This window comes from Paenibacillus rigui (genome assembly GCF_002234615.1).
In the GTDB taxonomy this organism is placed as follows: domain Bacteria; phylum Bacillota; class Bacilli; order Paenibacillales; family NBRC-103111; genus Paenibacillus_S; species Paenibacillus_S rigui.
The window spans coordinates 1-21,158 of record NZ_NMQW01000061.1 but is presented as its reverse complement, the minus strand read 5'-3'; the positions used below and the strand labels follow the sequence as shown (position 1 = coordinate 21,158).

General features: G+C 50.6%; 20 protein-coding genes and 1 tRNA gene. All 21 read left to right on the top strand.

Annotated features, from left to right (window positions below; all coding sequences use genetic code 11):
- The first annotated feature begins 278 nt into the window (after positions 1-278).
- The 21 genes from purR to spoIIE all read left to right on the top strand — a co-directional run bounded on the left by purR (position 279) and on the right by spoIIE (position 20,950).
- Positions 279-1,106 carry a pur operon repressor gene (purR, locus tag CF651_RS30080; RefSeq protein ID WP_094018558.1) on the top strand — a complete coding sequence of 276 codons (828 nt, stop codon included), beginning with the start codon at positions 279-281 and terminating at the stop codon, positions 1,104-1,106.
- 7 nt (positions 1,107-1,113) lie between these two features.
- The gene (locus CF651_RS30075) at positions 1,114-1,500 is read left to right on the top strand and encodes a RidA family protein (protein ID WP_094018557.1); all 387 of its coding nucleotides are present in this window, start codon (positions 1,114-1,116) and stop codon (positions 1,498-1,500) included.
- A gap of 122 nt (positions 1,501-1,622) precedes the next feature.
- Positions 1,623-1,907 carry a septation regulator SpoVG gene (gene spoVG / locus CF651_RS30070; RefSeq protein ID WP_028551906.1) on the top strand — a complete coding sequence of 95 codons (285 nt, stop codon included), beginning with the start codon at positions 1,623-1,625 and terminating at the stop codon, positions 1,905-1,907.
- Between the two features lie 159 nt (positions 1,908-2,066).
- Entirely contained in the window at positions 2,067-3,470 is a 1,404-nt protein-coding gene (gene glmU / locus CF651_RS30065) for a bifunctional UDP-N-acetylglucosamine diphosphorylase/glucosamine-1-phosphate N-acetyltransferase GlmU (RefSeq protein WP_094018556.1), read from the top strand.
- Between the two features lie 73 nt (positions 3,471-3,543).
- Positions 3,544-4,170: a 50S ribosomal protein L25 gene (locus CF651_RS30060; RefSeq protein ID WP_094018555.1), complete on the top strand. Its 627-nt coding sequence runs from the start codon at positions 3,544-3,546 to the stop codon at positions 4,168-4,170.
- A 125-nt stretch (positions 4,171-4,295) separates the two neighbouring features.
- On the top strand, positions 4,296-4,856 hold the full coding sequence (pth, locus tag CF651_RS30055) for an aminoacyl-tRNA hydrolase (protein ID WP_094018554.1): 561 nt from the start codon (positions 4,296-4,298) through the stop codon (positions 4,854-4,856).
- Between the two features lie 129 nt (positions 4,857-4,985).
- Positions 4,986-5,216: an anti-sigma-F factor Fin gene (gene fin, locus CF651_RS30050; protein WP_094018553.1), complete on the top strand. Its 231-nt coding sequence runs from the start codon at positions 4,986-4,988 to the stop codon at positions 5,214-5,216.
- 287 nt (positions 5,217-5,503) lie between these two features.
- Complete coding sequence (mfd, locus tag CF651_RS30045) at positions 5,504-9,025, top strand: transcription-repair coupling factor (protein WP_094018552.1); 3,522 nt, start codon at positions 5,504-5,506, stop codon at positions 9,023-9,025.
- On the top strand, positions 9,012-10,136 hold the full coding sequence (locus CF651_RS30040) for a peptidylprolyl isomerase (RefSeq protein WP_094018551.1): 1,125 nt from the start codon (positions 9,012-9,014) through the stop codon (positions 10,134-10,136). Before mfd ends, CF651_RS30040 begins: the two co-directional genes overlap by 14 nt.
- 235 nt (positions 10,137-10,371) lie before the next feature.
- Positions 10,372-10,914: a stage V sporulation protein T gene (gene spoVT / locus CF651_RS30035; RefSeq protein WP_094018550.1), complete on the top strand. Its 543-nt coding sequence runs from the start codon at positions 10,372-10,374 to the stop codon at positions 10,912-10,914.
- A gap of 222 nt (positions 10,915-11,136) precedes the next feature.
- A complete protein-coding gene (locus tag CF651_RS30030) occupies positions 11,137-12,837 on the top strand; it encodes a polysaccharide biosynthesis protein (protein WP_094018549.1) in 1,701 nt (566 codons plus the stop codon).
- A 115-nt stretch (positions 12,838-12,952) separates the two neighbouring features.
- Positions 12,953-14,437 carry a bifunctional methyltransferase/pyrophosphohydrolase YabN gene (gene yabN / locus CF651_RS30025; RefSeq protein WP_094018548.1) on the top strand — a complete coding sequence of 495 codons (1,485 nt, stop codon included), beginning with the start codon at positions 12,953-12,955 and terminating at the stop codon, positions 14,435-14,437.
- Positions 14,438-14,516: 79 nt separating this feature from the next.
- Complete coding sequence (locus CF651_RS30020) at positions 14,517-14,789, top strand: HU family DNA-binding protein (protein ID WP_094018547.1); 273 nt, start codon at positions 14,517-14,519, stop codon at positions 14,787-14,789.
- Complete coding sequence (locus CF651_RS30015; protein WP_094018546.1) at positions 14,789-15,082, top strand: RNA-binding S4 domain-containing protein; 294 nt, start codon at positions 14,789-14,791, stop codon at positions 15,080-15,082. Before CF651_RS30020 ends, CF651_RS30015 begins: the two co-directional genes overlap by 1 nt.
- A 356-nt stretch (positions 15,083-15,438) precedes the next feature.
- The gene (gene yabP, locus CF651_RS30010; RefSeq protein ID WP_094018545.1) at positions 15,439-15,723 is read left to right on the top strand and encodes a sporulation protein YabP; all 285 of its coding nucleotides are present in this window, start codon (positions 15,439-15,441) and stop codon (positions 15,721-15,723) included.
- Positions 15,720-16,289 (top strand): spore cortex biosynthesis protein YabQ, encoded by a 570-nt coding sequence (gene yabQ, locus CF651_RS30005; protein ID WP_094018544.1) that lies wholly within the window; start codon positions 15,720-15,722, stop codon positions 16,287-16,289. The genes yabP and yabQ overlap by 4 nt, the downstream gene beginning before the upstream one ends.
- 26 nt (positions 16,290-16,315) lie before the next feature.
- A complete protein-coding gene (locus CF651_RS30000) occupies positions 16,316-16,654 on the top strand; it encodes an FtsB family cell division protein (protein WP_094018543.1) in 339 nt (112 codons plus the stop codon).
- A 110-nt stretch (positions 16,655-16,764) separates the two neighbouring features.
- Entirely contained in the window at positions 16,765-17,307 is a 543-nt protein-coding gene (locus CF651_RS29995; RefSeq protein WP_094018542.1) for a S1 domain-containing RNA-binding protein, read from the top strand.
- Positions 17,308-17,452: 145 nt separating this feature from the next.
- Positions 17,453-17,809 carry a DoxX family protein gene (locus tag CF651_RS29990; protein WP_094018541.1) on the top strand — a complete coding sequence of 119 codons (357 nt, stop codon included), beginning with the start codon at positions 17,453-17,455 and terminating at the stop codon, positions 17,807-17,809.
- Positions 17,810-17,913: 104 nt separating this feature from the next.
- Positions 17,914-17,987, top strand: a tRNA-Met gene (locus CF651_RS29985).
- A gap of 467 nt (positions 17,988-18,454) precedes the next feature.
- Positions 18,455-20,950, top strand: coding sequence for a stage II sporulation protein E (gene spoIIE / locus CF651_RS29980; protein WP_094018540.1), 2,496 nt, complete (start codon positions 18,455-18,457; stop codon positions 20,948-20,950).
- The last annotated feature ends 208 nt before the right edge of the window (positions 20,951-21,158 follow it).

The window sequence follows — 21,158 nt, the reverse complement described above, 5'->3', positions numbered from 1 at the left end:
AATCCATACTCAATGCCGAACGTGCCGAGTCGAGCCGTTGAGAGCCATCTATGCACGGAGGACCGCGGAACTGGAGTGCTTTCGTTCGGAATATGGGATCGCTACCAGGAGCGGTTTGGGTAACGACGGGTCAGGGCGGAACTAGTGGCGAGTCACATTGGTGTCACATGTATGTCAGAATAATTTTCATGAACATCTTGAAAAAATACGTATAAAAATGGTATATTTTCATTATATTATTCGGGTTTTTATGCAATTTTACGATAGGGGGTACATCCGTGAAAAAGTTAAAACGAAGTGCAAGATTGGTCGAAATGACTCAGTACTTGCTTTTTCGCCCCCACACGCTAATTCCTTTAACAACATTCGCAGATCGATACAATTCGGCTAAATCGTCCATTAGCGAAGATTTGGCGATCATTAAAGAAGTGTTTGAGGAAGAGGGACTTGGGGATTTGCAAACATTGGCCGGTGCGGCCGGAGGCGTTAAATTTATTCCTAAAGTATCTAAAGCGGCTTCCTTGCAGTTTATTCAAGGGATTTGCCGTCAGCTGGAGCAGCCTGAGCGCATTCTTCCGGGCGGTTACCTGTACATGTCGGATATTATGGGACAACCGTTTATTTTGAATGAGGTAGGGAAAATGTTCGCCACTGCTTTTTCTGCCAAAGATATCGACGTTGTTATGACAGTGGAGACCAAAGGGATTCCGCTCGCCTATGCGACGGCTTCTTTTCTGAATCTTCCTGTTGTCATTGTTCGGCGGGACAATAAGGTAACGGAAGGCTCGGCGGTAAGCATCAATTATGTATCCGGCTCGAACAAACGGATTCAAACGATGTCCCTATCCCGCCGTGCTCTGAAGGAAGAATCCAGAGTGCTGATCATCGATGACTTTATGCGTGTAGGCGGAACGGTGCATGGGATGATGGACCTGCTGCAGGAATTTAAGGCAACGGTCAAAGGGGTAGGCGTTTTTGTAGAATCGGGTGAGGTGGAAGAGCATCTGGTTGAGGATTATATCTCATTAGCCAAGCTGTCTGCGGTTGATCCGAAAACAAAGCAAATTACAGTTGAACCAGGTAATTATTTTCATGATGGAGAGTGAATCGAAAATGACGTTAAAACCAATCGCAACGAATGAAGCCCCGGCGGCTATCGGTCCCTATTCGCAAGCCGTGCAGTTCGGCAACCTGCTCTTTACTTCTGGGCAAATTCCATTGAACTTGGACGGGGTTGTTGTAGAAGGAGGCATTGAGGAGCAGACGCATCAGGTGTTCCGCAATTTGGAAGCGGTTTTGTCGCATGCGGGGTCCTCTTTTCAACAGGTTATCAAAGCAACCGTATTCATTAAGGATATGAACCAGTTCGGCAAGGTGAATGAAATCTACGCTTCCTACTTCAGGGAGCATAAACCTGCCCGATCCACTGTCGAAGTTGCTCGTTTGCCTAAAGACGTTCTTGTCGAAATTGAGCTGATCGCAACGATAGTTGTCGAATAATTTTAAATTAATCAATTATTTATAAAATTATACAAATTTGCTTAAAACAAAGAAGGAATTTGCACTAAAATGTGGAATTTTATATCCCAAGTCTTAGAGATGGGAAAAGGTGGTGAACACTAGTGCAAATTACAGACGTTAGACTCCGTCGGGTTAACTCCGAGGGAAGAATGAAAGCCATTGCTTCCATTACCATCGATAACGAATTTGTGGTCCACGACATTCGTGTGATTGACGGTAACAACGGAATGTTCGTAGCTATGCCAAGCAAGCGCACACCGGATGGGGAGTTCAGGGATATCGCTCACCCGATCTCTTCTACCACACGTGAGAAGATCCAAGCTGCTGTCTTGGCTGAATACGATCGTGCGGCAACAGAAGAGGAAGTCATCGTGGAGGGTGCTTAATGGAAACGCAAGAGAGCCGCAGTGGGCTCTCTTTTCTTTTTGCTCAAATTCATATATATTGAGTGCAGGGAAGACGGGTCTGCATACGATAATAAAATAGACATAACTTACGAACCTTTATAAAAGAACCATTATTTTTACTAGAAGGAGCTGGATCGTTTGAACATCATGGGAATCGTGCTTGCCGCAGGACAGGGGAAGCGGATGAAGTCGAAATTATACAAGGTGCTTCACCGGGTGTGCGGTAAGCCGATGGTAGGTCACGTCGTACATGCGCTGGAACAAATAGAGACGCATAGAACCGTGGTTGTCGTCGGTCATGGCGCCGAATCGGTTAAATCCTATCTTGGAGATCGTGCGGAATATGTGATGCAGGAGCAGCAGCTCGGCACAGGACATGCAGTCCTTCAAGCGAAAGAGCTGTTGGCGCGCGAAGAAGGCATCACGGTCGTTTTATACGGCGATACGCCGCTGGTCACAAGCGCATCGATCATGGATATGATTCAGCTTCACAAGGATAAAGGCGCGGCGGCTACGGTCATGACCGCTATTATGGACAATCCTTTCGGGCTCGGGCGGATTATACGTAACGAAGAAGGCCGTCTGGCGGCTATTGTTGAACAAAAGGATTGCACGGCAGAGCAGCAGCAAATTCAGGAGATCAATTCCGGTATGTACTGCTTCGATAACCGTAAGCTGTTCGAGGCTTTGGGTAAGGTGACGAACAACAACGCCCAAAATGAATATTATTTAACGGACGTCATCAGCATTCTGGTCGGTGAGAATGAAGTCGTGGAAGCCTACTGTACACCAGATGCGATGGAGACGCTGGGGGTTAATGACCGTGTGGCGCTTGCCGAAGCGGAGCAGGTAATGCGTGCGCGTATTAACCGCGGCCATATGCTGAATGGGGTCACGCTGATTGATGCGGCAAGCACCTACATCGAAGCGGACGTACAGATCGGTTCGGATACAATAGTTTACCCGGGAACGGTACTGAAGGGGAATACGAAGATTGGCGAAGATGCGATCATCGGACCTCAGGCTGATATTACGAATAGTACGCTGGGCAGCGGGGTACAGGTTGTACATTCCGTGATCAATGAAGCGGTAGTTGGGAATGAGACGACGGTGGGGCCGTTTGCTTATTTGCGTCCGGGGACTAAGCTTGGGGAGCATGTCAAAATCGGCGATTTCGTCGAGATCAAGAACGCTACGCTGGCGGACGATGTTAAGGTATCGCATTTAAGCTACATTGGGGATGCGGTCGTTGGTAAAAACGTGAATTTCGGCTGCGGCGCAATCACCGTCAATTATGACGGCTTTAACAAGCAGCTGACAGAAGTTGAGGAAAATGCCTTCATCGGCAGCAACGTCAATCTCATCGCACCGGTGAAGATCGGTAAGGGAGCTTATGTCGTCGCCGGCTCTACTATCACGCAAAATGTAGGTGATAATGATCTGGCGATCGCGCGTGAGCGTCAGGTGAATAAACCGGGCTACGCCGAGAAGCTCCGCAACAAATTCAGCGCGAAGAAAAAGCTGGCGCAGGAGCAGAAGTGATTGGATTCTCCTTCTTTTGGGTAAAGTACTAGTAGGTTTCGCATCACCGACCCAATTGAAGGAGGTAGTACCCATGGCAACATTGAAAGCAGAACAGCGCAGCAGCTTGACCAAGTCGGAGCGAAAAACACTTCGTACGAAGGGGAAAATTCCAGCTGTTGTTTATGGGAAGAAAATTACACACACGCCTATCGTCATAGATGAAAAGGAGTTGACGGCCGTTCTGCGCACCAATCCGCATGCCATCATTGAGATGGAAGTGCCGGCTTGGGGCAAACAGCCTGTCATGATCAATGAGGTGCAGCGTGATGCCATTCTACGGAATGTCATTCACGTCGATTTTCATCAAATTAACATGGACGAACCCGTCACTACGACGGTTCGGCTGGATTATGTAGGAGAGGCTGCCGGCGTTCGGGAAGGAGGCATCCTGCAAATCCAGCATCATGAGATTGAGATTCGCTGCTTGCCTGCACAAATACCGGATTCGATTGAAGTCGATATCAGCACACTGGAGCTTGGAAGCAATATTCTGGTATCCGAGTTGAAGGTGTCGGATGCCATTGAAGTGAAGTCCGATCCGGGCGATGTGCTTGTGACGATTCTGGCACCGCAAAAAGAAGCGGTTGAACCGGATACGGCGGAAGAAGCCGAGCAGAAAGCGGAAGCTCAGGCTGAAGCGGAAACGAGTCAGGTCTAATTGCCCGTACGGGTTAGTTTGATAGAGAAGACGCACCTTGTTGGGAGCGTGTCGAACTTTTAGGTTCGATACGCTCCTTTTGATGCTCATAAAGCAGCGGAATGCTTGGGAGGAGAGGACAGTTCGTGAAATGGTTTGTAGGTTTAGGCAATCCGGGCAAGCAGTATGAATCGACTCGGCATAATATTGGTTTTATGGCGCTGGACCGGTTTGCCGAAAAGCATGGAATTAAAATTTCGCAAAATAAATGCAAAGGCTTGCTGGGCGAAGGCAATGTGGGGGGCACCAAGGTCTATTTACTGAAGCCCATGACTTATATGAACTTATCGGGGGAATCGATCCGGGCCTTCATGGATTTTTATAAAGCGCCTATCGAGGATCTTATTCTCGTCTATGATGACTTGGATACGCCATACGGGCAGATCCGCTTGCGCTACCAAGGCAGCGCGGGTGGACATAACGGGATCAAATCGGCCATCCAATATTTGGGGACCCAGTCGTTTCAACGTATCCGGATGGGGATCAATCGCCCTGCTCCAGGATACAATATTGCGGATTACGTGCTGTCGAACTTTTCCAAGGAGGAGTTTAAGACGATGCCGCAGCTGCTCGATACGACGTGCGAAGCGATGGAGCACGCATTAGACAACGCCTTTGAGAAGACGATGGCCAAATTTAATGTTTAGGTTTACCGCGAAAAGTCCGGTGAATAAGGAAAGAGGCGTGCTCGGAATCGTCAGCGTTCGCTTTTGTAGGATAGAGTAGGCTAGAATCCTCCTTTTTGGGTCATAATGAAGGAAAAGGAGGAGAGGCCCATGGCGATTCAATATATTTGCCGGCACTGCCAAACCAAGATCGGGCAGCTGGACCAATCGCAAGTCAGTGAGGAGCTGTTAGGCTTCCATTTCTTGACCCCTGAGGAGCGTCAGAGTATAATATCGTATAACCCGAATGGGGATGTTACGGTCAAAGTGGTGTGCGACTATTGCAAGGAGGCGCTGGACCATAACCCGGAGCTCTCTCTGCTTACGAGTCCGCTGCAATGATGTGAATCGGAACGTTGGCATTGACCTGTCCGCCTAGGCTTTTATGAGTCCTGGGCTCTTTTGCGAGTGTGGGAACGGATGCTTCCATTCTGATTCCCAATGCTACTCCATAGGATGAATACAGGTGCATGAACAAGAAGGGTGTCCTTTCGGGACACACAGTGATATAGGTAAAGAGAAAAGGGGCGTCACCCGTAAATGGTGTCAGCTCCTTGTAGCCGTTTATAAGAAAGAGTTCAAGCTTCCCAGCGGAAGCTTTTGTTGATGGGTGAGAGGGGTGTACGGTTTTGCAAGCTTTAATCCAAGCGTTCTCCGCGGATCCTGAATTACAGAGCATCGTTACGGGTGTCCGATCCGGGATGAGGGAACAGTTAATATCCGGGTTGTCCGGTTCCTCAAGGCAAGTCATGCTTGCAGCTCTTTACGAGGAATTACAGCAGCCCTTGTTTATCGTGACGCACAACATGTTTTCAGCGCAGAAAATTTTCGAAGATTTGATTGAATGCTTGCCAAGCGACAAGGTCGTTTTGTTCCCTGCCCAGGAATTGCTCGCCGCGGAAACGGCGGTGGCCAGCCCTGAAATGCTGGCTCAGCGGATTGATGCGTTGACCCGGTTGGCGGGAGGGTTCCGCGGTATCGTTGTCGTACCTTATGCAGGGATGCGTCGGATTGTAGCTCACAAGGAGATCATTGCGGAAGCCAAGCTGCCAATCCAGGTCGGGCAAAGCCTGGATATGGAATCGTTCATCGGTCAGATGGTGAACCTTGGCTATGAGCGGGTTGAGCGGGTCGAGGCCAAGGGAGAGATGAGTGTCCGAGGCGGGATTATCGACTTTTATCCGCTGGCGTCCGCATACCCCTACAGGGTAGAGCTGTTTGACGTAGAGATCGATTCGATCCGTACGTTTGACATCGCGGATCAGCGGTCGATGGATAAAATAAATGAGCTGGTCATTACGCCATGCCGTGAGATTATTGCGGATGGAAAACGGTTACAAGAAGCGGCCCGGCACGCCTATGAGCTTTTACAGGCACAGCTGGAGAAAATGGCGGATCGTGCCGCCAAGGATCGTTTGCTCGAAGGGATCGGCCACGAGATCGAAAGCATGCGGGAAGGACAGTATACCCCGGGGCTGTTTAAATATATTTCGTTGATTTACCCCGAACGGCAAACGCTGCTTGATTATATGCCGAAGGATACAGTACTGCTGATCGACGAGCCTGCGCGTCTCTTGGAGACGGCGAAGCAGCTGGAGCGGGACGAAGCGGAATGGACGACCATGTCCCTTGCCGACGGGAAAAGCATGCCTTCGCTTGTATTGTCTAAATCATATGATACGCTGCTGCAGCGAAAGCCGTATCCGACATTGTATATGTCGTTGTTTCTGCGCCAGGTACCGCAAACACAGCCGCAAAATATTGTGAATTTCATGTGCCGTGTGATGCAAAATTTCCACGGACAAATGAACGTGCTGAAATCCGAAATGGAGCGTTGGAAAAAGTCGAACGCCCAAGTGCTTTTGCTGGCGAACGGGGAAGAGCGTGTGGAGAGGGTTCGCCGGGTGCTGGCGGATTATCACATTGAAGAGCCTACGATTCTTAACGGCAATTTGCAGGCGGGGTTTGAGCTGCCGAATATCCACCTGGTGGTCATTACCGAAGGGGAAATGTTTACCCAGAAGCAGCGCAAGGCTCGCAAAGTAGAGAAGAAGATCGAAAATGCCGAGCGGATCAAAAGCTACCAAGAGCTCAAGGTGGGCGACTATGTTGTTCATGTCAATCACGGGATCGGAAAATTTGTCGGTATCGGCACACTGGAAATCAACGGCATTCATAAAGATTATTTGCACATTTTGTATGCGGGCGGCGACAAGCTCTCTGTTCCAATCGATCAAATCGATCTGATTCAGAAGTACGTAGGCTCTGAAGAAAAGGAACCGAAGGTATACAAGCTTGGAGGCGCGGACTGGAACCGGGTGAAAAGCAAGGTTCGCACGTCGGTTCAAGATATTGCGGACGACCTGATCAAGCTGTATGCGGATCGTCAGGCGACGACGGGGTATGCCTTCAATTCGGACAGCACGTACCAGCAGGAGTTCGAGGGGATGTTCCCTTATGAGGAGACGTCGGACCAGCTGCGGGCGATAGGTGAGATCAAGGAAGATATGGAAAAGGCTCGTCCTATGGACCGGCTGCTCTGCGGCGACGTGGGCTACGGCAAGACTGAGGTTGCGATCCGGGCGGCGTTCAAGGCGGCAATCGACGGTAAGCAGGTAGCGGTGCTCGTGCCGACGACCATTTTGGCGCAGCAGCATTACGAGACGTTCCGGGAGCGCTTCTCCGGGTATCCTTTTAACATTCAAGTGCTGAGCCGATTCCGTTCGAAGAAGGATCAATCCGAGACAATGAAAGGGATCAAGGCGGGCACGGTTGACGTGGTGATAGGAACGCACCGGCTGCTGTCCTCCGATGTGAAGTTCAAAGATCTTGGATTGCTCATTGTGGATGAGGAGCAGCGGTTCGGCGTATCGCACAAAGAAAAGCTGAAGCGGTTAAAGACCAATGTCGATGTGCTCACGCTGACGGCGACACCGATCCCGCGTACACTTCATATGTCGATGCTCGGCGTTCGGGATTTGTCAGTTATCGAAACGCCGCCGGAGAACCGGTTTCCGGTGCAGACGTATGTAGTGGAGCACAGCAATGCGCTTGTCCGCGAAGCCGTAGAGCGTGAGTTGGCCAGGGAAGGGCAAGTGTACTATTTGTTCAACCGCGTTCAGGGCATTAACCAGATGGCGGAACAAATTTCGATGCTCGTCCCGGATGCGAGAGTGACGGTGGCGCATGGGCAAATGTCGGAGCAGGAGCTGGAGAAAACGATCCTCGATTTCCTTGACGGGGAGTTCGACGTGCTTGTCAGCACGAGCATCATCGAGACAGGCGTAGATATTCCGAACGTAAACACACTGATTGTCCATGATGCAGATAAGATGGGCTTATCCCAGCTGTACCAGCTTCGCGGAAGGGTAGGCCGCTCCAACCGGATTGCGTACGCATACTTTACGTATCAGCGGGACAAAGTGCTGACGGAGGTGGCGGAGAAGCGTCTGCAAGCTATAAAAGAGTTTACAGAACTTGGATCAGGGTTTAAAATTGCGATGAGGGATTTGGCCATCCGTGGAGCAGGGAACCTGTTAGGTGCCGAGCAGCATGGTTTCATCGCTTCGGTAGGGTTCGATCTGTATTCCCAAATGCTTGCCGAAGAGATTGCGAAGCGCAAGCATGAAATTACCGGGGAGGAGCCGGCGGAGGCGAAGCCTTGGACGACGGTGCTGGACATCCAGCTGGATGCGTATATTCCTGGGGATTACATTTACGATAGTGTACAAAAGATCGAAATTTACAAAAAAGTTGCCGCCGTGAAGTCGTTGGAGGAAGCTGCGGAACTGCATGACGAGCTAGTCGACCGGTTTGGCGATTTGCCGGAGGCGGTGCATCATTTGCTGGCCGTTGCCAGGCTGAAGGTGTACGGTTCCGCCTATGGCATTGAGACGATCTCGCAAAAGGGAACGGATTATGAGATCAAAATGCATGTCGATCAAACGAGCCGGTTGGATGGACAAAAGCTGCTTCAGGTGGCAGGCGAGTTTGACGGGCGTGTGAAGCTCATTCCGGGACCGCAGATTCATTTTCAAGTCAAGGGGAAAGGTCTTAAGCCAGAACAATCCATCGATTTATTGGAGAAGTTTCTGGTACAATACAAGCAAGCGCTGAAAGCGAAGGGAGAACTACTAGATGCTGTCAAATAATTGGAAGAAAGTTCGTAAGGGGCTTATAGCCGTTCTGGCTGTAATGACGATCCTTACGGCAGCCGGCTGCGGCAAGAAAGCGGAGGGCGACGCAGGAACTGCCGCCACCACGAAAGCCGATGCCAAGGAGGTTCTCGTAACGTATAAAGACGGCGGCAAAGTAACGCGCGGCGAATTCGATACTTTCCTCAACGTGAATCTTTTTTTCTATAAAGAATACGCTCAGTACAAAGACGATCCTGCCTTCCAGCAGGACATGATGAAACAGCTCGTGACGTTCAAAATTTTGTCCTCCCGCGCGGACGACAAAGCCAAAGCAGAGGCTGACACAAAGGCCAAAGCCCAAATCGAGCAGATCAAGACCTATTTCGGCGCCCAAGAGGGCGGGTTGGACAAGCAGTTGAAGGATGCGAATCTGGCAACCAAGGATGTGGAGGACTTTGTAACCCGCAGTATGCAGGCTATTGCTGCTATGGAAAGCAAGGTAACCGATCAGCAAGTGAAGGAAGCGTATGATAAGAATCTGGCCGCTGACAAAAATGCATACGATGTGGCGACAGTGAGTCATATTTTGATCGGAACGTCCGATCCTGCGACAGGCAAAGAAAGCCGTTCCAAGGAAGATGCGCTTAAACGTGCAAAAGAAGTACAGGACAAGCTGAAAAACGGCGGCGATTTCGTGGCACTAGCCAAGGAATATTCCGATGATCCCGGCTCTAAGGACAAAGGCGGCAAGTATGAGAATGTAGATATTTCCCAATGGGTGCCTGAATTCAAGAACGCGGCTGCAACACTGCCTCTGAACCAAATTAGCGATCCGGTGGAAACGTCGTACGGTTACCACATCATGAAGGTGGAAACGAGAAAAACCAAAACGTTCGACGATGTGAAGGCAGATCTTCGTTCTCAATTGGCTGAGCCCCAAATCTACGATTTCGTAGAAAAGGAATTGCCGACTTTAATCGAGTCGAATAAGCTTCCACAGCCTCCAGCCAATCCGCCGGCAGCAGCAACACCGGCTTCACCTACTACAGAGGCGCCGAAAACGAATGCTCCGGCTACCGAAGCACCGAAAACAGAAGCGCCAAAAACCGAAACACCAGCCAAGTAATATATTACCAGGGTGCCCCATTGGGTACCCTGTTTTTATTTCTCAAATATGGACATAATGAAATCAACGACGTCACGACAATACATATCCGACACGCTCGACGTCGACAGCAACACATGTATAAGCCACTGGGAATCGATGAATACTATGGTTACTAATTGAATTCCCTCCATTGTATAAACCATTGCTATCCAGTCGTATCTAACTCTTCAAGGAAAGCGAGGCATCTAGAAACATGAAAGCAACTGGAATCGTTCGTCGCATTGACGATTTAGGAAGAGTGGTTATCCCTAAGGAAATTCGCCGTACTTTACGGATTCGCGAGGGGGATCCGCTAGAGATTTTTGTGGATCGCGATGGGGAAGTGATTTTGAAAAAGTATTCCCCGATCGGTGAATTGGGGGATTTTGCGAAGGAATATGCGGAGTCTTTATTTGAAAGCACAAACCATATCACCATGATTTCCGACCGGGATACGATTATTGCCGTAGCGGGGGGCTCCAAGAAAGATTACTTGGAAAAGCAAATCGGTTCTTTGGTTGAAACCTGCATGGAAAACCGGAAAACCTCAATGGAAACAGGCGCAGGGCAGTACGAGATTTGCAAGGATGTTGCGGAAACTTATTCCGCATACGTCATCGCCCCGATTATAGCGGGCGGGGATCCTATCGGGGCGGTCATTCTGCTGAACAAGGATGAAGCGGTGAAGATGGGGCAGATGGAAATGAAGATGGCGGAGACTGCAGCCGGCTTTCTGGCCAAGCAAATGGAGCAGTAGCAGGTGCGTAAGCGAGATGCAAGAAATATGCTTCCTGACATGACGGATTCCTAGGGGATGCGGGGTTGGGAGGCTATTTCTTGTTGTGCGGGAGGAACAAACCTGTGTTTGAAGGGCTCTGCAAATACTTTCTTAACCTGAAGCGTTATTATATAATGATGGAGATTACAGGGAGAAGCAATGATAGGCACAAATTGAACAATAGAACGGATGACATGATGGATGGACGAGAAGCCTCAGGTTCATAACCGTCAGAAGCAAGGGGCAGGCTTGAGCTTGCTAAGAGGCGCGGCGGTCCTTGGGGCGGCTGCGGTAGTCTCGAAGCTGATTGGCACGATGCAAAAAATTCCGCTGCAAAATCTGGCGGGTGACGGGGTATTCGGTATTTATAATGCAGTTTACCCGCTCTATATTTTGATTTTGTTTTTGGCGACAGCCGGGTTTCCACTGGTTGTGTCCAAGTTTGTCTCCGAGCAGGTGGCGATGGGGCGGGCGGGCGAAGCGCGGCGTGTGCTCCGTGTAGCTACAGCGATACTGGCGGTTTCCGGTCTTATCTTCTTTTTGCTGCTTTATTTTGGCGCAGATCGCATAGCGTTTTGGATGGGGGCTGGGCAGACGAGCCCGGCGATTCGGAGCGTATCCTTCGCTTTACTGCTTGTTCCTGTTATGTCGGCTCTTAGAGGCTATTACCAGGGGCATCAGAACATGCTTCCGACGGCGGTTTCCCAGGTTGTCGAGCAGACGGTCCGTGTCGCTACCATGTTCAGCCTGCTGCTGCTGTTCATGCAATGGGGGTATGGGCCGGAATGGATTGCCGCGGGAGCGACCTTCGGCTCCGTAACCGGAGCAGTAGCAGGGCTTGGGGTCATGCTTTATTATTGGCAAAAGGATCGCCGAGCGCAGCGTGACGGAGGTCTGAAGGGCGAAGACGTTGGAAATGGGGTACATAGCACAGCTGCAAGGCCTGCTGGGGGGAGGGAGAGCTCCTGGAGCCTTGCCCGCAGATTGCTTGCCTATGCGCTGCCTCTTTGTCTGGGCTCTGTCGCGCTCCCTATTCTAACGCTTGTCGATTCATTTACGATTCCAAGGCTGCTCACGGATCATGGACTGGGGGAGGCTGAGGCTCTTTACCAATTCGGGCTGTACAATCACGGTTGGCCGCTTGTGCAGTTGGTTGCGATGATCGCTTCCTCCATGTCGGCCGCCTTGGTGCCCGGGATTGCGGATGCGCTCCAGAAGGGGGACGCGGCAGGGGTGCGGAGGGTAGCGGCTTTCTCCCTGCGCATCACCTGGTTGATAGGTTTAGCCGCTTCTGTTGGGATGGCTGTGCTGGCGGAACCGATGAACGTAATGTTTTATAAAAGCAATGACGGCTCCTGGGCGATGGCCGTTCTGGCCTTCACGGCCTTGTTCAGCACGCTGAACATCGTGGCGTCCAGCGTGCTGCAGGGCCTCGGCGCCGTCACCGCTCCGGCGCTGTACCTGCTCGCCGCGGCGGCGGCCAAGATCGCGGCGAACGCCGCCCTCGTGCCCCGCTGGGGCATCGATGGCGCCGCAGCCGCGGCGGTGGCCGCCTATGCGCTCGCAGGCGGGCTCGCCCTGGCGCATGCGCTGCGCGCCGCAGGCATCCGGCCGGCGCCGGGCCGCGCGGTCATCAAACCGATGCTTGGCATCGGTTTGATGATCCTCGGCCTGCTGGCCGTCACCCGCGGCTTGCCGCCGCTCCTGGCGGCGCTGGGCGCGGCCCTGCCGCCGCGCGGCCTCGCCGTGGCGGTGACGCTGGCGGGCGTAGCCGCAGGCGCCGCCGTCTACGCGCTCGCGCTGCTCCGCGCAGGCGTCGTCACCGCGGCCGAGCTGGAGCGGGTGCCGAAGCTCGGCCGCAGAGCGCTGCCGCTGCTGCGCAAGCTGCGGCTGCTGCCGTAGCACAGCTCTTTTCACGATGCCAACCTGCGCGTTCATTGCAGGCCGATGGTATGGGCCTGCAGCACGAGCTAAATTTTTAACTTATACATAATCGTTGAAGGAGGCGGATCTATTCATGCAACCCCAAATTACCGTCATCGGTCTGGGTTCCGGTGATGAAGATCAATTGACGCTGGGCATTTGGAAAAAGCTTCAGTCGTCGACGGGCTCTCTTTATCTTCGCACCGATCAACATCCTATGGTGAATATGCTTCGCAACCATAACATCGCTTACGAATCATTCGATAACCTGTACGTAGGCAACGACACCTTCGAGCAGGTGTACGAAGCGATTGCCGGAGAGCTGTTGTCGAAGGCCGCTGCGGCCCAAGCCGAGATCGTCTACGCCGTCCCGGGGCACCCGATGGTCGCGGAGATGACAGTTCAGCTGCTGAAAGCCCGCTGCCCGGCTGCAGGTGTGCAGCTTCAGCTTTTAGGAGGCGAAAGCTTTCTCGATCAAGCCTTCCTGCGGCTTGGCTTTGATCCGATTGAGGGCTTCCAGCTGCTGAACGGCACGGATTTGTCGGTGCACAGCCTCAATCCTCAGCTCCATATCGTCATCGGACAAGTATACGATACGTTTACCGCCTCCGATGTGAAGCTTACGCTGATGGAGCTGTATCCCGATGATTTCGAGGTTGTCGTAGGCCATGCGTTAGGTGTGGCGGGAGAGGAACGGATTCACCGCATTCCGCTGTACGAGCTGGATCACCTTCAGGATTACGGCAACTTGTCGCTTGTCTGGATTCCGCGTTCGGACGAGGATCGGCTGCGCAATCGGACCTTTGCCCGTCTCCACGAGATTGTGGCCATCCTTCGCAGCCCGGAGGGGTGCCCATGGGATCGTGAGCAGACGCATCAATCCCTGCGCAAAAACTTGATTGAAGAAGCTTATGAAGTACTGGAAACGTTCGATGAGGATGACACGGAGCATATGGCTGAGGAGCTGGGAGACTTGCTGCTGCAAATTATGCTGCATGCCCAGATTGAAGCGGAGGAAGGCGGCTTTACAGTACTGGACGTCATCTCCGGACTCAACGAAAAGCTGATTCGCCGTCATCCGCACGTGTTCGGCAGTAAAAATGCGGAGGACGCGGAGGAAGCGCTTGCCAACTGGCAGGAGATCAAGCTGGAAGAGAAAAGGAGCAAGGGCATTGATCCTGACGAGCTGCCTCTTCTTTCCGGCATTCCGCGTGAGCTTCCGGGGCTGATGAAGGCTTACAAGCTTCAGAAGAAAGCCGCTTCGGTCGGGTTTGATTGGAGCCGGTTGGAGGATGTGTTGGAAATTGTCGAATCGGAGCTGAAGGAATTAAAGGAAGCGATAGCGGAATTTTCCAGAAAAGAACAGCAGGAAGAGCTGGGGGATTTGTTGTTTTCCGTCGTAAATTTGGCCCGTTTTCTGAAGATTGAGCCGGAAGAAGCTATGTCTGGCGCCAATCGCAAATTTTTCGAGCGTTTTGGCTATATTGAGCGGCAGCTGCGTTTAAACGGCAAAAATTTTGACCAAACTGATTTACAAGAGATGGAATCTTTGTGGCAGGAAGCAAAAAAAGTTTTATAAATCGACACGGACTAGCAGGAATTTCCTGAATAACAAAGAATACATAGCATTAGTGTTATTTTGAGGAGGAAATGTATCCATGAACAAAACAGACTTGATCAACAATATTTCTGAAAAAAGCGGTATGACGAAAAAAGACGTTGAAACCGTTTTGAACAACTTCCTGGGTGAAGTAACTGAAGCATTGTCCACTGGCGATAAAGTTCAGTTAATCGGTTTTGGTACGTTCGAAACTCGCAAGCGCTCTGGTCGTACAGGCCGTAACCCTCAAACAGGCGTAGAAATCACGATTCCTGAATCCAAAGTTCCGGCTTTCAAAGCAGGTAACAAGCTTAAAGAAGCGGTAAAATAATGCGCCTTGATAAATTCCTCAAGGTTTCCCGGTTGATCAAGCGGCGTACTGTCGCCAAAGACGTCTCCGACCAAGGACGCGTCTGGATTAACGGGAGAGATGCAAAACCGAGCAGTGCCGTGAAGGTAGGCGACGAGCTGAAAATCCAGTTCGGTCAAAAGAGCGTAACCGTCAGGGTAGAACAGCTTTCCGAATCGACCCGTAAGGAAGATGCGGCGAACATGTACACGCTGTTGAAGGAAGAGATGCATCCCAAAACTGATTTTTGGCAAACAAAAGAGACTGAGGCCTAGGCTTAGGTCTCTTTTGTCGTATATACCGGACTAACCTATTGCATCCCGATGGTCTTCATGCAGATAGCCTGTGTTGAGCCGGGTTAATTTATAGTTCTAATCCTTGTCCTGCTCCCATATTTTTAAGTAAACAAGCTTTGTGTTTATGGCGTGCTCCTTGTACAAGATGAACTGGCGGAAGGTAGTATAATGGCCGTAGAGTTTACGTGCTTCCTTTGAAAACGGGTTCTCACCTCTTTTAAACAAATAGACTAGAACCCGTTTTCAACAGAAGCCGGAGGCCGTTATACTACCTGGAGCTTCGTTATCCTGGCCGAGCTTCCCATAAATACAAGGCGCCCAGGGAGGGTCAACCAATGCCAATCGAGCAGGGAAAAGTCAAACGGCAGGAAATCAAGATGCTCAACCGTAAGCTGCTTGAGGTATCCGGCGTGATGAACGTGGAAAGCTTCGACAGCGAAGAGTTTTTGCTGGAGACCGAATGCGGTTTTTTGATGATCAAGGGTTCCAATCTGCACATTAAAAACCTGAGCCTGGAACAGGGTTTGGTTGCGATTGAAGGATTAGTCAACGAGCTGGCCTACGTGGATACTAACGCCCAAGGGAAGCCTAAAGGATTTTTGGGCAAGCTGTTTAAGTGACGCTTCAAGTCCAATTTGTCACGATGGGCATGATGTTTCTAGGGGGGTTATCGTTAGGCGGACTTTTCGACTTGTATCGGGTGCTTGCCGGCCAGCTCAAGGCTCCCCGCTATGCCTACTACCTCCTGGACGTCTTTTTCTGGATCGTCGGAACGCTATTGGTGTTCAAGCTGCTTTATGAAAGTAATCTCGGGCAGGTGCGGATGTTTATTTTTATCGGCTTGCTGGCTGGAGTGCTGCTGTACTTTTTGATTTTTAGCGCAACTGTAATCCAAATTATTTTATGGCTGATCCGTTTCACGAAGGCGGCAATCCGGGTAATAAAAAGAATTGTTGAAATTTTTGTTATTACGCCAGTCATCTGGCTGTATAGGGCTGTTGTCATATTTTTAGGTTTTTTACTTGCGATAGCTATTTTCCTTTACAAAGTTATGTTACAATTACTATATCCTGTCTGGAGACTGCTTATTTGGCTGATCAGGCCGTTAGGCAGATGGCTTCATATTCCGGTATGGGTGAAGAAATCAGGTCAGACAATCGCGACATGGCTTCGCAGGTTGTTTTGATCGGACGTAGGAGGATTTTACAGTAGATGCGGGCTGTACCCACGACAAGTGTAATTAAGGATGCAAAATCACATAACAAAGGCTCTTTTCGCAGACGCCGTTTGGTCATGATTGTGCTTGCATGCTTCATGAGCTGGGCAGGCGTGACTCTGTGGAATCAAGTCGGTAAACTGAATGCAAGAAGCGAGAAAGCGGCCCTTTTGGAACAAAAGCTGAAAGAAACCCAGCAAGCCCATGAAGATGCCCAGCGCGAAATTGCCAGATTGAACGATCCCGAGTACGTAGAACAAAAAATTCGAAAAGAGCTGCACTATGTGAAGCAAGGGGAAACCTTATTCTATGTGGCTAAGGAGCAGAAGAAATAAGGTGAGGGGCGTATTCCTCGAACCTTCATGTTGACCGTATTGCAGCCAGTACGTTATAATCTGCATTGTCAGGGTTTTGTTAATTATTTAAGGGAGGAACATTTTACTTTATGGCAATAGAAGTGGGCAGCAAGCTGGAAGGCAAAGTAACGGGCATTACTCACTTTGGGGCTTTTGTAGAGCTACCTGAGGGCGGTACCGGACTTGTGCACATCTCGGAGATAGCAGACAACTATGTTAAAGATGTCAATGATCATCTGAAGCTAAACGACATGGTTACCGTTAAAGTGATTAATGTGGACAAAGACGGCAAAATCGGCTTATCCATTAAGCAAGCGGTAGATAAACCGGTGGAAGCAGCGAGGCCCGCTCGTTTTGATAGACCAAGTGGTGGTGGCTCCGGCGGCGGTTTCGGCGGTGGCGATCGTGGTCCACGTGGTGGAGGCGGCTTTGGCGGCGGCGATCGTGGCCCTCGTGGTGGCGGTGGCGGCTTTGGTGGCCGAGGCGGAGACCGTGGAGGCCGTGGAGGCAAACCTCCAGCAACTTTTGAAGATAAAATGTCGCGCTTCTTGAAAGACAGCGAAGAGCGGATCTCCTCCCTGAAGAAGAATACGGAAGGGAAACGCGGAGGCCGCGGCGCTCGACGCGATTAATAATAGAATGCCAGGCCGCAAGAGCAGGTTTTGCTCTTGCGGCTTTTTATATGCGCAGAAAAAAATACTTGATTAAAGTTACTTACTATTATATACTAACAAATAATTAATAACTAATTAATTTATTTGTTGGGAGTGGATCGTAATGAAGAAGATTTTAGTTGCACTGGGCTACCTCATTTTAGCGGCTGTTGCTGCTCTTTTCATCATGCAGGGCTTTTCAAAAGTGACAGGAGCGGATCAGGCAGTCGCAAGCTTTGAAAAGTACGGTTATGCCATTTGGTTTCGAGTGCTGTTAGGCATGGGGGAGATCGCAGCGGCCGTAGCGCTGTTTGTTCCTAGAGTATCGCGCTATGCGGCGGGGTTATTGGCGATTATCATGATTGGGGCTATCGTGACTCACTTGATGAATGGGGAAGCCAGCTATGCGGGACTGCCCATCGGACTTCTGATTATAACGGCTGTTACTGTAGTCATTCGTAAACCAAGAACGGTGCAATAACCGGCTAGGATGGCAGTCGATCTCACGGAGACGGGGAAACGTATAGAAGATGTGCGAATAGCTTGACAAACCGGGCAAGCCTGTTATATACTCATGCTTGTTGTGGCGGTGTAGCTCAGCTGGCTAGAGCGTACGGTTCATACCCGTGAGGTCGGGGGTTCGATTCCCTTCGCCGCTATTGAACATAACAGAAGACACCCTGTCGAGAATGAGCTTCCGACGGGGTGTTTTTTTGTCTGTCGGGCTGTTGTCAGATGTCGGCGAACGAGTGAGTGTCCTATTCGACGGCATTACGTAAAGACCGGGCGTATTGCTGTGGAACAATTGAAACCTTTTGTCGGGGGATGCTTGAGTTTGTTAAGGGTTGTGTCGTTTCACTAAATTTAAAGGATAAAATCGACAGCATGTAACGGCAACAGTGCAGGGACGACCTCTATTTCCGTCGGATCGGAGTAAGGGGCCTTGGTTCGTTTTTCTTATGTTAGCGCTTACAATCTTTTGTGCTGGCGGTTTAATTCATGATGAAGCGGCATCTTTTTTTTGTCGGAAAAAACTTTTGGCCTGCCCACGGATTATGACAAACTTTATACGTTGCTGCCCCTATACTAGAGAACACTAATAGTCTATGGGTGGTGTTGTGAAAATATGCTAAGAAAATTAGGAATGAATCCTGTTGGAGCCGTATGGAGTCGTTGGAGTCAGAAGACAAAGCAAGGAATGGACGATGTCGTCGTACAGAACCGTTTGGTGCAGTCAGTCGTTGCTAAGAAGTGGTCTATTCTGCTTCTTCTCATGTCTTTTCTATTAGGCAGAGCGATGATTCTGGATCAGCTGGCCCCTTTTGCCGTAGCCTTCTTCGCTGTCATGTATTTCTTACGCAGAGATTTGCTCGTATGGACAGGCCTATTCCTTGTTGCAGGCAGCCTTTTTTCCGCCGCACCCCAGCATACGGGGTATATCGCCGCCGAAATCATTGTCATCCTGTTTATTCAAAAAGGAATCGAACGCTTCGAGCGATCGGACATTTCTTTTGCCCCTGTGATCGTGTTCACCTCAACCTTCTTCGTTCAGCTGTTTTCCCACCTGGTCTCCACAGACTTAAGCTGGTATACGTTTATGATGACAGCGGTGGAATCTATGCTGAGTCTTATATTGACTCATATCTTTTTGCAGGCGGTTCCCGTATTCACGCTATCCCGCAAAAACTACAGTCTCAAAAATGAAGAAATTATTTGCCTCATCATTCTGTTGGCATCGGTGATGACGGGAACGGTCGGCTGGACGCTGGGCCCGGTTACGGTGGAGCACGTTCTGTCCCGCTATTTGATTCTTATGTTCGCCTTGGTCGGCGGAGCGCCGCTCGGAGCCTCGGTCGGTGTCATTTCCGGCTTGATCCTGAGCTTGGCTAACTCCAGCGCGATTTACCAAATGAGCCTGCTGGCATTTGCGGGAATGCTTGCAGGACTGCTGAAGGAAGGGAACCGGTGGGCGGTATCGCTCGGTATGCTGTTAGGTTCCTCTATCCTCTCTATCTATATAGGCAATCAGGCGGAGGTGATGAATTCGACCTGGGAGTCGGTGGCTGCGGTGCTGCTGTTCCTTCTGACGCCTAGGGTGATGATTCAGATGCTGGCCAAGTATGTGCCGGGGACTCAGGAAAACCTGAAGTCGCAGCACGATTATGCGAAGCGTGTCCGGGATATTACCGCCGGCCGCGTAGAGCAATTCTCCGAAGTATTCCGGCAGTTGTCCCGAAGCTTCAAGCAAATTACGGCTGATGTGCAGCCGATGCAGAAGGAGGAGGAAGTCGGCCATTTCATGAACTCGGTTGCCGAGAAATCATGCGCCAATTGCTGGAAGCGAAAGCAGTGCTGGGATGAAAAATTTTATCAAACCTATAAATTCATGACGGATATGATGACGGAGGTGGAGGTCAAGAAGCATGTGACGCGTAAAGATATTCTCCCGCAGTGGAAGAAGCAGTGTATTAAGCCCGATCAGGTACTCGAGGTGATGAAGCAGCAGTACAACCTGTATCAGAACGATCAGCATTGGAAAAAGCAAATTGTCGACAGCCGGCAGCTGGTCGCAGAACAATTGTTCGGGGTATCCCAGGTGATGGAGGATCTGGCCAAGGAAATTAAAAGGGAAGGTCAAGAGCTGTTCATGCAGGAGGAGCAAATTCGCAGCGCTTTGGAGGAGCTGGGGCTATCAATACACACCATTGATATTATTAGTCTGGATGAAGGGAATGTGGAGATTGAAATTATCCATCAATATACGAAGGGCTTCGATGAGTGCCGTAAAATCATCGCTCCGCTGTTATCCGAAATTTTAGGAGAGCATATTGCGGTCAAAAATGAGCAGATGCTCGAACGTAAGGAGGGGTATAGCACCGTCGTGTTCGGATCGGCCAAGGAATACGAGGTGGAGACCGGAATTGCCGGTGCAGCCAAAGGGGGGGATCTATTATCCGGAGACAGCTTTAGTACAGTCGAGCTTGGCAACGGGAAGTTTGCGGTAGCGCTAAGCGACGGGATGGGCAATGGCGAACGCGCGCGTGCGGAGAGCAGTGCGGCGCTGAATATTTTGCAGCAGCTGCTTCAGTCTGGTATGGATGAGAAGCTGGCGATCAAATCGGTCAATTCCGTGCTGATGCTGCGCTCCTCCGATGAAATGTACGCCACGGTGGACGTGGCCTTGATCGATATGTATACGGCTCATACGACTTTTCTGAAAATAGGCTCGACGCCTAGCTTCATTAAGAGGGGGAATGAAGTGTTTCCGATTACGGCTAATAATTTGCCGGTCGGTATTCTGCATGATATTGATGTGGATCTGGTCAGCCTGCCGCTGCAGCCAGGCGATATTTTGATCATGATGACCGATGGGATCTATGATGCACCTGGACACGCGGTCAATAAAGAGCTGTGGATGAAGCGGGTGCTGTCGGAGATTGAAACGGATTCGCCGCAGGAATATGCCGATATGCTGCTGGAGAGGGTGGTGCGCTACCATCATGGCGAGATTTATGACGATATGACGGTCGTTGTCGCTCGTGTGGACAAATATCAGCCGGAATGGGCAACCTTCCGATGGCCGGGGCTGCAGCGAATCGAGCGTCCCAAGACGGTCAGTTAGTGGATCTGAAAAATAAAAAGGGCATTCTCCTGGGAGGAGGCCACTGAAAAACGGGCGGAGTGGACGAAATCGTTCTGAAGAAACGTAAGCGTTCGCCTTTGTCCCCGGATTTTGACCGCTATAAGCGGGTTGAAATGGATAAAATCCGGGGACAACAGCGATCGGAAGAATGATCCGTCCATGCAGCCGTAACTTTTTCAGTGGCCCC